At 58.2% G+C, this 14745-nt stretch carries 11 protein-coding genes; 2 read left to right on the forward strand and 9 right to left on the reverse strand.

Annotation, left to right across the window (positions count from 1 at the left end; all coding sequences use genetic code 11):
- Positions 1-393: 393 nt before the first annotated feature.
- Positions 394-1413 (reverse strand): LacI family DNA-binding transcriptional regulator, encoded by a 1020-nt coding sequence (locus SP68_RS19390; RefSeq protein WP_032701031.1) that lies wholly within the window; start codon positions 1411-1413, stop codon positions 394-396.
- Between the two features lie 101 nt (positions 1414-1514).
- Between SP68_RS19390 and SP68_RS19395 the strand changes: the two genes are divergently transcribed.
- Positions 1515-2522: a Gfo/Idh/MocA family oxidoreductase gene (locus SP68_RS19395; RefSeq protein ID WP_040973741.1), complete on the forward strand. Its 1008-nt coding sequence runs from the start codon at positions 1515-1517 to the stop codon at positions 2520-2522.
- 243 nt (positions 2523-2765) lie between these two features.
- Here SP68_RS19395 and SP68_RS19400 read toward each other — a convergent pair whose 3' ends face one another.
- The 3 genes from SP68_RS19400 to iolE are packed head-to-tail and all read right to left on the reverse strand — an operon-like array spanning position 2766 to position 5896.
- Positions 2766-3797, reverse strand: coding sequence for a Gfo/Idh/MocA family protein (locus tag SP68_RS19400; protein WP_040973739.1), 1032 nt, complete (start codon positions 3795-3797; stop codon positions 2766-2768).
- A gap of 9 nt (positions 3798-3806) precedes the next feature.
- The gene (locus SP68_RS19405; protein ID WP_038422205.1) at positions 3807-4979 is read right to left on the reverse strand and encodes a Gfo/Idh/MocA family protein; all 1173 of its coding nucleotides are present in this window, start codon (positions 4977-4979) and stop codon (positions 3807-3809) included.
- A complete protein-coding gene (gene iolE / locus SP68_RS19410) occupies positions 4976-5896 on the reverse strand; it encodes a myo-inosose-2 dehydratase (protein WP_008805488.1) in 921 nt (306 codons plus the stop codon). The genes SP68_RS19405 and iolE overlap by 4 nt, the downstream gene beginning before the upstream one ends.
- Before the next feature lie 572 nt (positions 5897-6468).
- On the opposite strand from iolE, the gene SP68_RS19415 reads away from it, so the two are divergent.
- Positions 6469-6894 (forward strand): hypothetical protein, encoded by a 426-nt coding sequence (locus SP68_RS19415; RefSeq protein ID WP_040973737.1) that lies wholly within the window; start codon positions 6469-6471, stop codon positions 6892-6894.
- A 44-nt stretch (positions 6895-6938) separates the two neighbouring features.
- Here SP68_RS19415 and SP68_RS19420 read toward each other — a convergent pair whose 3' ends face one another.
- The 5 genes from SP68_RS19420 to cadB all read right to left on the reverse strand — a co-directional run bounded on the left by SP68_RS19420 (position 6939) and on the right by cadB (position 14477).
- Entirely contained in the window at positions 6939-7370 is a 432-nt protein-coding gene (locus SP68_RS19420) for a cell envelope integrity TolA C-terminal domain-containing protein (RefSeq protein WP_012968783.1), read from the reverse strand.
- A 157-nt stretch (positions 7371-7527) separates the two neighbouring features.
- Positions 7528-9045 carry a lysine--tRNA ligase gene (lysS, locus tag SP68_RS19425; protein WP_004202393.1) on the reverse strand — a complete coding sequence of 506 codons (1518 nt, stop codon included), beginning with the start codon at positions 9043-9045 and terminating at the stop codon, positions 7528-7530.
- Between the two features lie 331 nt (positions 9046-9376).
- Positions 9377-10852, reverse strand: a complete 1476-nt coding sequence (gene dtpD, locus SP68_RS19430; protein WP_040973735.1) for a dipeptide permease DtpD — start codon at positions 10850-10852, stop codon at positions 9377-9379.
- A gap of 60 nt (positions 10853-10912) precedes the next feature.
- The gene (cadA, locus tag SP68_RS19435) at positions 10913-13060 is read right to left on the reverse strand and encodes a lysine decarboxylase CadA (RefSeq protein WP_022064710.1); all 2148 of its coding nucleotides are present in this window, start codon (positions 13058-13060) and stop codon (positions 10913-10915) included.
- An 82-nt stretch (positions 13061-13142) separates the two neighbouring features.
- Positions 13143-14477, reverse strand: a complete 1335-nt coding sequence (gene cadB / locus SP68_RS19440; protein ID WP_040973733.1) for a cadaverine/lysine antiporter — start codon at positions 14475-14477, stop codon at positions 13143-13145.
- Between the last annotated feature and the right edge of the window lie 268 nt (positions 14478-14745).

The raw sequence follows: 14745 nt of genomic DNA on the forward strand, positions 1-14745 counted from the left end.
AACAAAATGAAAAATTAATTTCAGTTACGTTGCGGCAAATGTCTGCTGTGATATCGACGACGCTGCGGCACCTCTCGCACTCCATCGTGATCTAAATCACAAATTACGGCTGTTTTTTCATCACTTTTTTGAAACGTTAGTCCATTTACGCCGCAACCTGGGTTTCAGACCATTTATTTCATTAACAAGACATTTGAAACTTTTATAAGTAAATAACTGAAATGAAAATTTTAAAACTATGCAGTAACAGAATTTTGACAGACATCTAACATTGCCGCATAAATGAGCGAAAAATGAGAGGCAGACAACGCTTTGACGCGATCGCTTCCCCGCCAGGCGGGTATTTACCCGCCAGGGATAGTCATGCGGTCAGGAGGGGATACGCCGACCGACTCAGTCGACGTTTTCGGCGCTGTAGAGGATAAAGTCGACTTTACCGTCGGCATAGGTTTGCGGCTGGTAGCCGGACTCCAGATGGCGCAGCATCAGGTCGATCGCCAGCTGGGCGTGTTGGCGGGTGTTCTGATCGAGCGTTAACGCCAGACTCCCCTTCGCCAGCTGCTGCCGGGTGGTGTTGTAACGCTCATGGGTGATCCAGCAGACGTCGCCTTCGCGGCGGTGGCGGGCCAGCGCCTCGGCAATCTGGGTATTGCCAAGCCCGGTGTTATAGATCCCAACAATATTCCGGCTGCGGCACAGGGCCTGTTCCAGCAGGCGGGTGATCTGCTCCCGCCGCTCCTCACCCGCCAGCACGTCGCTGAGCTGCAGGTGGGGAAAGCGCTGGCTCAGCACCTCGCGAAACCCCTGAATGCGCAGGCGATGCGCGCTGTAATCTTGCCGGCCGCTGACCATCAGCACCTCGCCGGGCCGCGGCGTCATCCTCCCCAGCATTAACCCCGCCGTGCGGCCAGCCTGCAGCTGATTGATCCCCACGTGGCAGAGTCGGTCGGCGCCGGGCAGGTCCGTCGCCAGGGTGATCGCCGGGACGCCCGCCTCCCGGCAGCGGCGCAGCGCGTCGTGCACTGCGGGATGGTCATTGCCGAAGACGATGATCCCCTGACGCTGCTGGCAGCTGCGCACAATGCGCCGGGCCAGGGTCGTCGGCTGCGACTCCGGGACAAAGGTGCGGTGCAGGGTCAGACGGCGATAGCCGAGGCTATCCGCCACGGCGGCAAAATCCTGCGCCAGCTGGGGAAAGAAGAACGAGTCATTGCTGCTGAGAAAGACCTCAACCTGCCAGGGAAAGCGGTGCTCCTCCGGCAGGATCCGCTTCAGCCCCGCCTCGCGCGCCGCCTGCAGCACTTTGCGGGTGGTCTGCGGCGATACGCCGCCGCGTTCGTTCAGCACCCGGTCAACGGTGGCCACGCCGACGCCAATCTGTCTGGCCAGCATCGCCAGTGAAATGTTTTTCATCGCCCCTCTCTTCATGATGGAAATCCATCAAAACGGCAGTGTCAGTGAGTTTAGCAAACCGATTATGGTGGCAACGTCCCCTCGCCATTCTGGAGAAAAAAATGATCTGCAAACGTTTTGCCCTGGTAGGCAGTGGTTTTATCGGTCAGGTTCATGCCGCCAGTCTTGCCCGTCATGAAGGAAGTGCGCTGACGATGGTGGCCGATGCCGCCCCGGAGCGCGCCCAGGCGCTGGCCGCCCGCTATGGCGCCCGGGCGGTGACAGTGAGCGAGGCGATCCATAGCGACGCCATCGACGCGGTGCTGATCGCCAGTTCAACCCCGTCGCATGCCGAACTGCTGGAAGCCGCCGCCCGGGCGGGCAAGGCGGTCTATTGCGAAAAACCGATCGACCTCTCCCTGGCGCGCGCCCGTGAGGTGGTGGAGCGGGTGCTCCCCCTGAACGTGCCGGTGACTGTCGGCTTTAACCGGCGCTTCGACAGCAGCCATCAGCAGCTCCGCCGCCAGCTGGAGCAAGGGCTGATCGGCCGGGTCGAGCTGGTGCAGATGGTCTGCCGCGCCTCCACCATGCCGCCGCTCGACTATCTGCGCAGCTCCGGCGGCCAGATGCGCGATCAGGCGATCCACTTCTTCGATCTCCTGCGCTTTCTCACTGGCGATGAAGTGCGTACCGTGGCGGCGATGGGCGCGGCGCTGGCCCTGCCGGACATTGCCGAATTTGGCGATGTCGACACCTCCATCCTGATGATGCAGATGCGCGGCGGCGCGCTGGCGCAGCTGGACAACACCCGCCGCACCGGCCACGGGTATGATGAACGGATCACGCTGCTGGGCGCCGAAGGCGCGCTGGAGTCCGGTAGCCAGTCGCCGGCGGGCCCTACCCTGTGGCGCGGCAATCAGCGCATTGAGCCGGGCCTGTGGCCGGACTGGTTCAGCCGGGTACAGGGATCTTATTACCAGCATCTTGACGCCTTTATTCGCGCCCTGAATGGTGAAACCGTGGCCGATCTGCCCGGCCTGCTGGACGGCCTGCAGGCGCAGGCCATTGCCGAAGCGGCGGTTCAGTCCCTGCAGCATGGTCAGTTTATCGCCGTCGACGACTGTCGCTGAGTGGTTGCGTGGCAACCGCCATCAGGCGCTGTACCAGCCTTTATGCCGGGCGGCGGCGATGCCTTGCCCGGCCTACATAACACAGGCATTAATCCACTTTAATATCAAACGGTTGCAGTAAAATCGTAGGCCCGCGCAAGCGCAGCGCCGCCGGGCAACAGACATCCGGCATCGTACGCGTCCTGGTGCCGGGCAATGGCAGACACGCTCGCGCTATCTGCAAACCAAAGCCCGGCCGGCTCCTTAGCGTTCTTCGTTAAACACCGCGCCCACCTGGCGCCGCACCTCATCCATCACCTGCAGATTCTGCAGCACCCGACTGAGCGGCCGCAGCGGCGAGTCCCGCAGCCCCTGCCCGATGCACCAGGCAAAATGCTCCGCCTGCCAGAACAGCTGGTCGTAGCGATTGCGCGGCTCTTCCCAGCGCAGCACCTGCCCGCCCTGGCTGGCGGCGAGCGTAAAGCCGCCGGGGGCGTAAAACTGACCGTCGATCGTCAGGGTCGCCTGGCGTCCGGCCACCACCGCCCCGCCCGGCGTGTTGCTGAACAACGTCGTGTTTAACAACCCCTGCATCCCGTTCTGCCAGCTAAACAGCATCGACGTCTGACCGTTAAGCCCCTCCGCCGTGGCGCTGCCGCGGGCGACAATCTCCTGCGGCATGCCGCCCACCATCAGCGCAAACGAGGTCAAATAGCTGCCGAGGTCCATCATCGGCCCGCCGGCAAGGTCGGCATTGAAGATGCGGTGGTCGGGGGTGAAATACTCGCCGTGATCGGCCAGCAGGGTATGCAGGTCGCCGAGCGCCCCATCCTCCAGCAGCTGGCGGATCACATCATATTTCGGCGCGTAATCGCACCACATTGCCTCCAGCGCCAGCTTCCCCTGGCGGGCGGCTTCGGCCTGCAGCTCACGCCCTTCGCCGAGGTTGAGCGCGAAGGGCTTCTCAATCAGCACGTGTTTACCCGCCTTCAGCGCCTGCATGCCGTCGGGAAAGTGATGGTTGTGCGGCGTCGCAATGTACACCGCATCAATATCCGGGCGTGCCAGCATCTCCTCCACCTGGCCGTAAGCCTGGGGGATCCCCCATTCCGCGGCCACCCGCTCGGCCTTCGCCTGGCTGCGGGAGGCCACCGCCACCACCTGCTGCCGGCTGTAGGTTTTCAATGCATGAACAAAGCGCTCGGCGATCCAGCCGGGACCGATAATGCCCCAGCGCAGGGAGGGAATGCTCTGCGCCGCCGGGCGGCGCGGGGTCGGTAAGTGTGAGGGAAACATAGCGGCTCCTTAGTCTTTAACCACGTTCACCCAGCGACGGCTGGCCATCGAGGCTTCAATCGCCGACAGCACGCGCTGATTCTGCAAACCAAATTCGAAGTTGGGATAGCAGTCGCCCTCCCCGCAAATCCCCTGCACCAGGTCATGCACTTCGATCACCTTGACGTCAAAATAGCCCAGCCCACCGCCGCCAAAATCGAAGCCGAAGAAGCCGGCATAGGCCGGGATCTGGCTCCCGGCATACAGCGTCTTAAAGCCGCGGTCGTGTTTATCATCGTTGAAGCGATATACCTGCAGTTCGTTAAAGCGCTCCCCGTCCATATACAGCGTGCCTTCGGTGCCGGAGACCTCCCAGAACACGCCGAAGATCCGCCCGGCGGCGATGCGCGAGGCCTCAATCACTCCCGCCGCGCCGCTGTCGAAATTGACCAGGCACTGAACCTGATCGTCATTTTCTACTTCCCGCCACTCGGCATCGGCCGCGACCCGGCTGGCATACCCGGCATCGCGCTGCGGCACCGGACGCTGGCGCAGGCAGGTTTGCGCGCTGGCGGTCACTTCGCGGATCCCGCCCAGCAAAAACTGGGCGACCGACAGGGTATGGGCGCCAAGGTCGCCAAGCGCCCCGCTGCCGCCGAGGGTTTTCGAGCAGCGCCAGGACCAGGGCAGGTTAGGGTCGTTATAAAACCCCTGATCAAAGGTGCCGCGAAAGCGCACCGGTTCGCCAATATCGCCCCGGGCGATAATCTGCTTTGCCAGCAGTGCCGCCGGCGTTTTGATGTTGTTAAAGGCCACCATGGTCTTCACCCCCGCGCGCCGTGCCGCCTGCGCCATCTCCTGCGCCTGCTGCTCGTTGACCGCCAGCGGCTTCTCGCAATAGACATGTTTACCCGCCGCGATCGCCGCCATCGCCATTGTGTAGTGCAGATGGTTCGGCGAGGTGATATCCACCACATCAACCTGCGGATCGTTTACCAGCTCGCGCCAGTCGCCGTAGGCCTTTTCCGCCCCCAGTTTCGCCGCATGGCGTTCAGCCAGCGCCTGATCCTGATCCGCCAGCGCGTAGAGATGCGGGCGCTTCGGCAGATCGGGATAGAACATGGCCGCGCGACGGTACGCGTCAGCGTGTGCCTGACCCATAAAACCCGAGCCGATAAGACCGATATTTAACCGCGCGCTCATGCTGCGTGCTCCTCTGACGGTGAAGGGGAAGATAAATGGTGCGCCAGCCAGGCATAGGCGCGGCGGGCGGTGGCCAGCGGCGGCGCCATCGCCGGGTCCTGCTCGGCTTCGATAATCAGCCAGCCGCGGTAGTCACTGCGCCGGACGAAGTCGAGGATCGGCGCATAGTCGATGCAGCCGTCGCCGGGGATGGTAAACAGCCCGGCGCGCACCGCCTCGTTAAAGCTCAGGTTTTCACGATACAGACGCCCCAGCACCTGCGGACGGACGTCTTTCAGATGCAGATGGCGGATACGGTGGCCATATTTTTGCAGCACGCGCGGGATCTCGACCCCGGCGACAAAGGCGTGTCCGGTATCAAACGCCAGCCCGACGTTGTCATGGGTATGGGACAGAAACCGCTCCAGCTCGTCATCGTGCTCCACCAGCATCATCAGATGATGGTGATAGGCCAGCTGGAGGCCATAGTCGCGCAGCAGCAGGTCGGCAAAGGTATTTAGCTTGTGGCAATACGCCGCCAGGCTGACACGGCTTAACGGCGGCGAGAGTGAAATAGGCTCATCAAGCGGGGTTTCACCCGGCAGTTGCCCGCACTCGCCGTAAACCATCACCCTCGCGCCGAGCTGCCGGAGGAGTTGCGCGTGCTCCCGCACCGCCTCCAGCTCCGCTTCCACGCTGCGCTCGGCCAGCAAGCCGCTGTACCAGCCGGACGCCAGGCGCAGGTCAGCCGCCGCCAGCAGCGGGCCCAGCGTCTCTGCCTGGCGGGGAAATTTCCGTCCTAACTCAATGCCCTGATAGCCCGCCTCCCGCGCCTCGCGCAGGCAGGTATCCAGGGGGATATCGCCGCCTAAATCCTCCAGCACATCGTTGGTCCAGCACAGGGGGCTCACGCCCCACTGCAGATGCTCTGTCGCCATCTTGTTCTCCTTTTCACCCTGTGGTCTTGTCTGGCGTCACTATAAGCAGGCGACGACCGACGATGAAAACGGAGAAATGATGGAAATCCATCATTGCGCTGGCGATATATCCGCTATTTCAGGTAACCCTGAAAAATAAATGGAAATAATGCTTGCCGCCGGCTTATTTTGCGGCTAAAAATTACTGGCTTAATAACCCGCTTCAGAGGTTATCCCTTTCATTCGAAATATGATGATAGCAATATGAAAAAAACTCAACACCGCACCGGCGCGGGCTTTAGCCGCGCGCCCAGGCCTGGCCTGCTGTTATTTGCGTAAGTGACAAATAGTCACTTTTAAAACATCAATTACTTAACATTCTCTCTGCAATAATATGACATGCAGCGGGAAGGTACAGTGATAAATAAAATCAGGGTAATGATGTTTTACCAATAAATAACCCATCTCCTTCCTGCTAGTTATTTATCAGGAATGGCTGCGGTTATATTTATTCTGACGCCACCGGGAGAATGCACCAATGTGTATCAACCTTTATGACAATGCACGCCGCTATCGCGATGAGAAACAATAAGATGAATAAGACCTGGCTTTTCACCACCCTCACCCTGGCGCTGGTCGCCGCCGCGCCGGCCCACGCCATTAGCGCGAAATACCGGGAACAGCTTGAACGTTCCGGCTGCACGCAGATGACCGACGGGACCACCTGCGATATTCATAAAACCAAAGCCGAGAATGCCGCCGCCGCGCAGCAGGCCAGCAGCGGCTTCGACCCCTGGGTGGGCACCTGGTATGTTTATACGGAGTATGGCGATAAAATTGATGAGATTACCGTCACCGCTAAAACGGTGAAAACCCATGGTCATCTGGTCGAGGCGGCGAAAGCCAGCCAGGGCAAACTGACTTTCCGGGTGAAAAGCTCAGCCTTTACCCTCAACAACGCCTTTAACGGCAGCTGGACAAACGGCAGCCAGCGCGGCTCCCTGCAAAAAGTGCAGTAATCTCCCCGCCCCTGCCATCCGGCGGGGGCGGAAAGCCGGGTGCGCTAAGGCTTAAAATCCAGTAGCGGATGGTTAAAGATCTGGTAGACCCCTTCGCTGGCAAAGGGCGGGAAGGTCGTGCGCAGTACCGCATCGGTCACTACCGCGCAGAACGCCGGATCGCCCCCCTCCTGCTGCAGTCCGGTCAGTTTTGCACTGCGGTTAAGCGACAGCCGCACGGAGCATATTTTCCCCTGGTAGCGTGCGCTGTTGGGCAATTGAACCATAACCGCCTCTCTGAGCGTGAAGGCGTAGCGCATCAGTTGATCCTGCGTGGCTTTGCCCGGCGGCAGTGTGTGCGTATCCGGGGCCGCGGCCCGCTGCTGCATCTGGCGGATCAGTTCCTCCTGCGTCGGATGCTTCTCCTTCGCCGCCTGGCAGCCGCTCAGCAGGCTAATAGCCGCCGCGGTCATGAGGGCAATACCAAATTTGCTCATAGCGTCTCCTTGCGAAATGGTCACTATTGTCGCGCGTCTGGCCACGGCAAAACATCCCGATAAATAGCGGTTAGCGGTTCATAAAGCAGGGCAAAAGACAGGATGGGGATAATGCAGGGAGGACCTCCCGGCGCAGGCCGGGAGGGAGTGCAACGGATTACTTCTGCGGACGCATGGCCGGGAAGAGGATCACGTCGCGGATGGTATGGCTGTTGGTAAACAGCATCACCATGCGGTCGATACCGATACCCAGACCCGCGGTCGGCGGTAAACCATACTCCAGGGCGGTGACGTAGTCTTCGTCATAGAACATCGCTTCGTCATCGCCCGCCGCTTTGGCGTTCACCTGATCCTGGAAGCGCTGCGCCTGATCTTCGGCATCGTTCAGCTCACTGAAACCGTTACCGATTTCGCGGCCGCCAATGAAGAATTCAAAGCGGTCAGTGATTTCCGGGTTGACGTCGTTACGGCGCGCCAGCGGGGAAACTTCCGCCGGGTATTCGGTGATGAAGGTTGGCTGAATCAGATGCGCTTCCGCCACTTCGTCAAAGATTTCGGTGACGATACGTCCCAGACCCCAGCTTTTCTCTACCTGAATACCGAGAGATTCCGCCAGCGCTTTCGCCGCGTCGAAGTTATCCAGATCCGCCATGTTGGTTTCCGGACGGTGTTTCTTGATTGCTTCGCGCATGGTCAGTTTTTCAAACGGCTTACCGAAATCAAACACCTGGTCGCCATATGGCACTTCGGTTTTGCCCAGCACCGTCTGCGCCAGGGTGCGGAACAACGACTCGGTCAGTTCGATCAGGTCTTTGTAGTCCGCATACGCCATATACAGTTCCATCATGGTGAACTCTGGGTTATGGCGTACCGAGATCCCTTCATTACGGAAGTTGCGGTTGATTTCAAACACGCGTTCAAAACCGCCGACCACCAGACGTTTCAGATACAGTTCCGGCGCGATGCGCAGGTACATATCCAGATCCAGCGCGTTGTGATGGGTGATGAACGGACGGGCGGACGCCCCGCCAGGGATCACCTGCATCATCGGGGTTTCGACTTCCATAAAGCCGCGAGCCACCATGAACTGGCGCATGGTCGCGAGGATCTGCGAGCGGATACGGAACGTATGACGTGACTCTTCGTTGGCGATCAGATCCAGATAGCGCTGGCGATAGCGGACTTCCTGATCCTGCAGGCCGTGGAATTTATCCGGCAGCGGGCGCAGGGCTTTGGTCAGCAGACGCAGCTCGGTGCAGTGAATAGAGAGTTCGCCGGTTTGCGTTTTGAACAGCTTGCCGCGGGCGGCGATGATATCGCCGAGGTCCCATTTTTTAAACTGTTCGTTGTAGACGCCTTCCGGCAGGTCATCGCGCGCCACGTACAGCTGAATGCGGCCGCCGACGTCCTGAAGAGTGACGAAAGAGGCTTTGCCCATCACGCGGCGGGTCATCATCCGGCCAGCCACCGCAACTTCAACGTTCAGGGAAGCGAGTTCATCGTTATCCTTCGCATCGAATTCAGCATGCAATTGGTCAGAGGTATGATCACGACGGAAGTCGTTGGGGAAGGCTACGCCCTGCTCACGCAGTGCAGCCAGTTTTTCGCGACGAGTTTTCAGTTCATTATTAAGGTCAATGGCCTCATCGGCACCTTGTGCTTGTTGTTCAGACATATGGATTCCTCATAACCTTGCTTTCAAACTAGCTTCGATAAATTGAACCAGGTCACCCTTCCGCGCGGCCTGTCTCTGGGAAGACACCAGAGCACAATCTTAACGATCCTGGATTCACTCCAAGCTGATCTCACTCAGCTATGGCTTCAGTAACGGTATTTTTTATCGTTGGCCTCCGCGCATGCCAGAATATCCCCCTCCTGTTCACTAAGCTGTGCAAGGAGCGACTTCGCGCTCCGCTGTTGATGTCATGCCCCCGGTCGCGCCGCGCTTACCGGGGCTACGAATCGCGGCCCGGATAAGGCGTTTACGCCACCAGCCGGGACGAGCGTCAGGCGCCGCCGCCGGTAACTTCACCGGCAGCCGCACGGCGTTTGCCCACACTACAGGCCGCGGCAAAGGCGATAACGACCATCACCGCCACGCAGCCGAGGGTCCATTCGCCCATCTGCGAGAAGAAATGTTGATAGGCAGCAATCGCCGTGTCGCTAATTTGCGATTCGGTGGTTTGCTGCGCCACCACGCCCGCCAGCCAGTTGGCCACCGCGCCAGTGGCCAGCATATAGATCCCGGTCAACACCCCGGTGACGCCGGGCATGTTCAGACGGGTGATTTGCGCCATCGCCACCGGGTCGATAAACAGTTCGGCAAAGCCCATCATCGCCAGCCCGGCGACCATCATGCCCATCGAGGCCTGGCCGTCAGCCGCGCCGTGGCGGGCATTGAGCGCCAGCAGCATAAAGCCGCCGCCCATCAGCAGCAGGCCGAAAGCGAATTTCAGCCAGACGCGCAGCACCGAACGCACGCTGCCTTCCGGGCGCATCAGCCACGCCAGCACCACGCCGGCCGCCATCACCGCCACCGCGTTGACCGACTGGAACAGCGCGGTTGGCACGTCCCAGTTCAGCAGGCGACGATTGACGAAGTGGTCGATAAACAGGCTAATCGAGCTCCCGCCCTGCTGCGCCAGCACCCAGAACAGCGTTCCGGCGAGCATCAGCAGGACGATCTGCCACAGCGCGCGACGATGCTCCGGGGCTTTGATCATGATCCGCGCCACCATCTGGGCGGCGAACAGGCAGACGAGCGCCAGCAGATAGCCGGACCAGTTGTTTTGCAGCAGCAGCGTGAAGAACACCGGCGCCAGGCACAGCATCACCAGCAGCCAGCCCCAGGTCGGCAGCACAAATTTCACTGCCCGCAGCGCCGGTTTATCGACGCCGCGGGTATGCCGGAAATGGCGGCTGCCGCTTAAGAAAATCATCAGGCCGATAAACATGCCGATCCCCGCCAGCGCAAAGCCGATATGCCAGCCGTACCACTGCGCCGCCAGTCCGCAGGCGATGGGCGCGGCGATCGACCCGACGTTGCCGGCGGCGTACAGCAGCGAGAAACCGCCGTCGCGACGCGGGTCGTCGTGAGCGTACAGTTCGCCGAGCAGGCAGCTGATATTGGATTTGAACAGGCCGTAGCCGCAGATGATGATCGCCAGCGCGACATACAGACTCCATGCGGAGGTCGACTCGACGCCCAGCACCACGTGGCCGAGGGTCATTAACAGCGCCCCGGCAATCACCGCCGTGCGGTTGCCGAGCAGGCGGTCGGCAAGCCAGCCGCCGAGAATAGGGGTAACGTAAACTAAAGATGCGTAGGCGCTGAACAGACTGATGGCATGGCTGTCGTCAAAGCCAAGCTGGTGGGTGAGATAAAGGATGAGTAAGGCACGCATGCCGTAAAAGCTGAAGTACTCCCAGATCTGGATCGCAACGATGTAGTAAATCGCGCGCGGCTGTGAGGGTGTTTTCATAGGTTCTCCTTGCAGCGTGAAAAAAGGGAAGTGGCAAGCCACTTCCCTGGTGTGCGTCTATTACTTGTTGTTTTCTTCTTTCAGCACTTTAACGGTGTAACGACCATCCGCCTGACGATAGGCGCCGTGGATATCGGTTTCGAAGCCCGGGTAGTGGGCGCCGATTTCGCACAGCATCTGCAGGAACTCCAGCACCGGGCGGCTTTCTTCGGTGATCATTTCACCCGGCATCACCAGCGGCACTCCCGGAGGATACGGCAGGATCATGTTGGCGTTGACGCGGCCGACCATCTCTTCGAGATAAACCTCTTCAGTCTGACCGTGCAGCTCTTTCTGGAACGCGGCATACGGGGTCATCACCATCGATGGCAGCACTTCAAACGCGCGGAACATCAGGTCCGGCAGGTTGTGATGCTCAATCAGTTTGTGAATGTTCTGCGCCAGGTCCTGAATACGCATGTTTTCATAGAATTCAGGATCTTCACGGTACAGCGACGGCAGCATGTTTTTCACCCGCAGGTTCAGGTCGAACGCGCGTTTGAAGTCGGTCAGCGCACGCAGCAGGCTCAGCGCTTTGGTTTTGTCGATACCGATGCTGAACAGGAACAGCAGGTTGTACGGACCGGTTTTCTCCACCACGATGCCGTGTTCGTCGAGATATTTCGCCACGATGCTCGCCGGAATACCGAAGTCATCCATGGTGCCGTCTTTCTTCATCCCCGGCGTCAGCAGCGTGACTTTGATCGGGTCGAGGTACATGTGCTCGTTATCGATGTTTTTGAAACCGTGCCATGCACTGTCGGAACGCAGCGGCCAGCATTCAGCGCCATCGATATGCTCCGGCTGCCAAACGTCGAAGAACCAGCCGTCAGACTCGCCTTTCAGACGTTTGATCTCTTTACGGAACTTGATGGAACGTTCAATAGAGCCGTCGATCAGACGCTTACCGGCGTTACCCTTCATCATCGCCGCCGCGGTTTCGGTGGACGCCACGATCCCGTAGTGCGGGGAAGTGGTGGTGTGCATCATGTAGGCTTCGTTGAAGGTCTCTTCGTTTACGTCGCCTTTCACGTGGATCATCGACGCCTGGGAGAATGCCGCCAGCAGTTTGTGCGTGGACTGGGTTTCGTAGATCACTTTCCCTTCGACGCGGCCGCCGCTCATCCCGCATTTGCCTTCATAGATCGGCGAGAAGTTGGTGTAAGGGACCCATGCGGAGTCAAAGTGGATGGATTTCACATCCAGGGTTTTCTTGATGAAGTCGGTGTTATACAGCAGACCATCATAGGTTGAGTTGGTGATCACCGCGTGCACCGGCCAGGTCGCATTCGGCGTCTCTTTCACACGCTTGGCGATAGTCGCGTGCTGGAATTCGCTCTGCGGGATACCGCCGAGGATACCGTAGGCGTTACGGGTCGGACGGAAGTAGATCGGCGTAATGTCGCTCATCATCATCAGGTGAGTCAGCGATTTGTGGCAGTTACGGTCAATCAGCACGGTGCTGCCGGCCGGCGCGGAGTACATGCCGACGATTTTGTTAGCAGTAGAGGTACCGTTGGTCACCATGTAGCTGCGTTCAGCGTTAAAGACGCGAGCGATATACTCTTCCGCTTCTTTGTGCGGGCCGCTGTGGTCCAGCAGAGAACCCAGTTCAGAAACCGAAATGGAGATATCGGATTTCATGGTATTCGGGCCAAAGAAATCATAGAAGATGCTGCCTACCGGGCTTTTCTGGAACGCGGTACCGCCCATGTGGCCTGGGGTGCAGAAGGTGTATTTACCTTCACGTACATATTTGAACAGCGCTTTGGTCAGCGGCGGCAGAATGGTATCGATGTATTCATCAGTGTTCTGTTTGATTTTGTTCGCGATATCTTCCGCAGCGCCCAGCGCATATTCGAAGAAGCGAACCTGCATGCGCAGATCGTTCAGGCTAACGTCCAGAGTCGAGTAGGTGTTAGCGAACGCGTACAGCGGCATGTACTCGTTCATTTTGCTGATTTCTTCGCACAGTTCGAGATTGTATTTATCCCAGTCGAAGATCACGCCGCACAGACGAGAGTTGTTTTCGATAAGTTTTAATAAGTCGTCACGGTCGTTCGGGTAGACAATACGGAAGTCCAGGCGTTCGAGAGCACGATGCAGTTCACGGATGGGTTCTTCTTTGAAGTAAACACCCATGTGATTCATGATTGCAATAACGTTCATAGTCAAATCTCCAGATGTAGAAAGCCCCTCCCGTCGCGTGATGACAGGTGATGGAAGGAGCCTCAGGAAAAAGGGTTACTGATTAGTGCGCGTTAGCGGGGCTGTTGTTATCCGTTGCGTTGTTCTGGCGCTGGTGCATTTTGCGACCGTAGAACATCAGGATAATCAGGCTAACGATAAAGGTGCCGGCCAGTTCGAAGGAGCTTGCGCCCATCAGCGCGATGAAGCAGAACACGCAACCCAGTACCGAACAAATCAGGCTAACGAAGTTACGAATGTTGATGCCTTCGAAACGAATCAGGTCAACACAGGAGTAGAAGTAAGGCAGCATGGTCAGCAGTACCGCGATACCGGTCAGTTCGCCGAACAGGTCGGAGGCTTTACCACCGGCGGAGTTCATCAGGGTAATCAGCACCATCAGCGCGGTCATTTTCACCGCCGCCAGCAGCAGGCCTTTTTTCGGGATACCGTTGCTATCGACTTCGCCATACACTTTCGGGAAGTTACCGTCGTTGGCGGCACGTACACCGGCCTGGCCAACCAGCATCATCCACGAGCCCAGAGAAGTCAGGCAAGCGAAGGCAGTGAAAGCGGAAACCATCGGAGCAGCCCAGCCGCCGAGAATGGTAGAGGCGCTAATCGCGAACGGCGCACCGGACGCGGCCATCTGAGAAGCAGGATACATACCGGCGATAACCTGAGTCGCGGCGATATAGACGATACCGGCCATCGCAGTACCCAGCATGGTAGCCAGCGGGACGGTACGTTTCGGGTTTTTTACCATCCCGGTACTCACGGCGGCGGATTCGACGCCAACGAAGGCCCACAGGCAGAGCAGGATACTTTTAATGACCGCGTGGCTATCGGTGGTGCTGGAGGTGTTCCAGTTCGCCTGATAGGTGGCGACATCAAACCAGTGCCAGCCGACAACCGCGGTCATGACCACTGGAATAAGCACCAGTACCAGACCAATAGTGGTCAGACGGCTGACCCAGGTCCCGCCGAGCATATTAACGAAAGTAAAGATCCACACGATGGCAATACAGGCAATACCTGCTGGCACCGGGTTATTTAAAATTGGGAAGAACGTAGAGAGATAAGAAACTGCGGTAATCCCGATGGCCAGGTTACCAATCCAGTTTGCATGATAATAAAGCACACCGGTCTGGAAACCGAATGCGGGAGATATTTCCCCGGCGTAGGCAATTGGACCACCCTGTTGCGGGTTCTTAGTGGCCAGTCGGGCATAAACATAAGCCAGAGACATCGCACCAATAATTGAAATTACCCAGCCCCAAATGGCAATACCACCGATGCTGGCCAGGTTCGCAGGTAATAATGCAATACCGCTCCCCATCATATTACCGGCGACGACACCGGTACAGGCAAATAGCCCGATCTTCTTGGCATAACTCATGGTTGTTTTTCTCCTAAGTTTATTTGGGAGGTACAGATCATGATACAGAACCATTAATTGACCCGACCAACTGCCAACAAGATTACTGATTTGTACGAGATAAGTCCTAAAGATAAAGTGAAATAACAACAAACATCAGACAAATGATATTTTGACCTTTTTCGCTTAACATATAAACATGACAACAGGGTGTCAGAAAAAGATAAACATCGTTTAGTTACATGGAGTTAGAGTGGGAGGTGAGTGTTACTGAAGTGTTATTCAAAGC

Origin of the sequence: Klebsiella variicola (assembly GCF_000828055.2) — a bacterium.
GTDB lineage: Bacteria > Pseudomonadota > Gammaproteobacteria > Enterobacterales > Enterobacteriaceae > Klebsiella > Klebsiella variicola.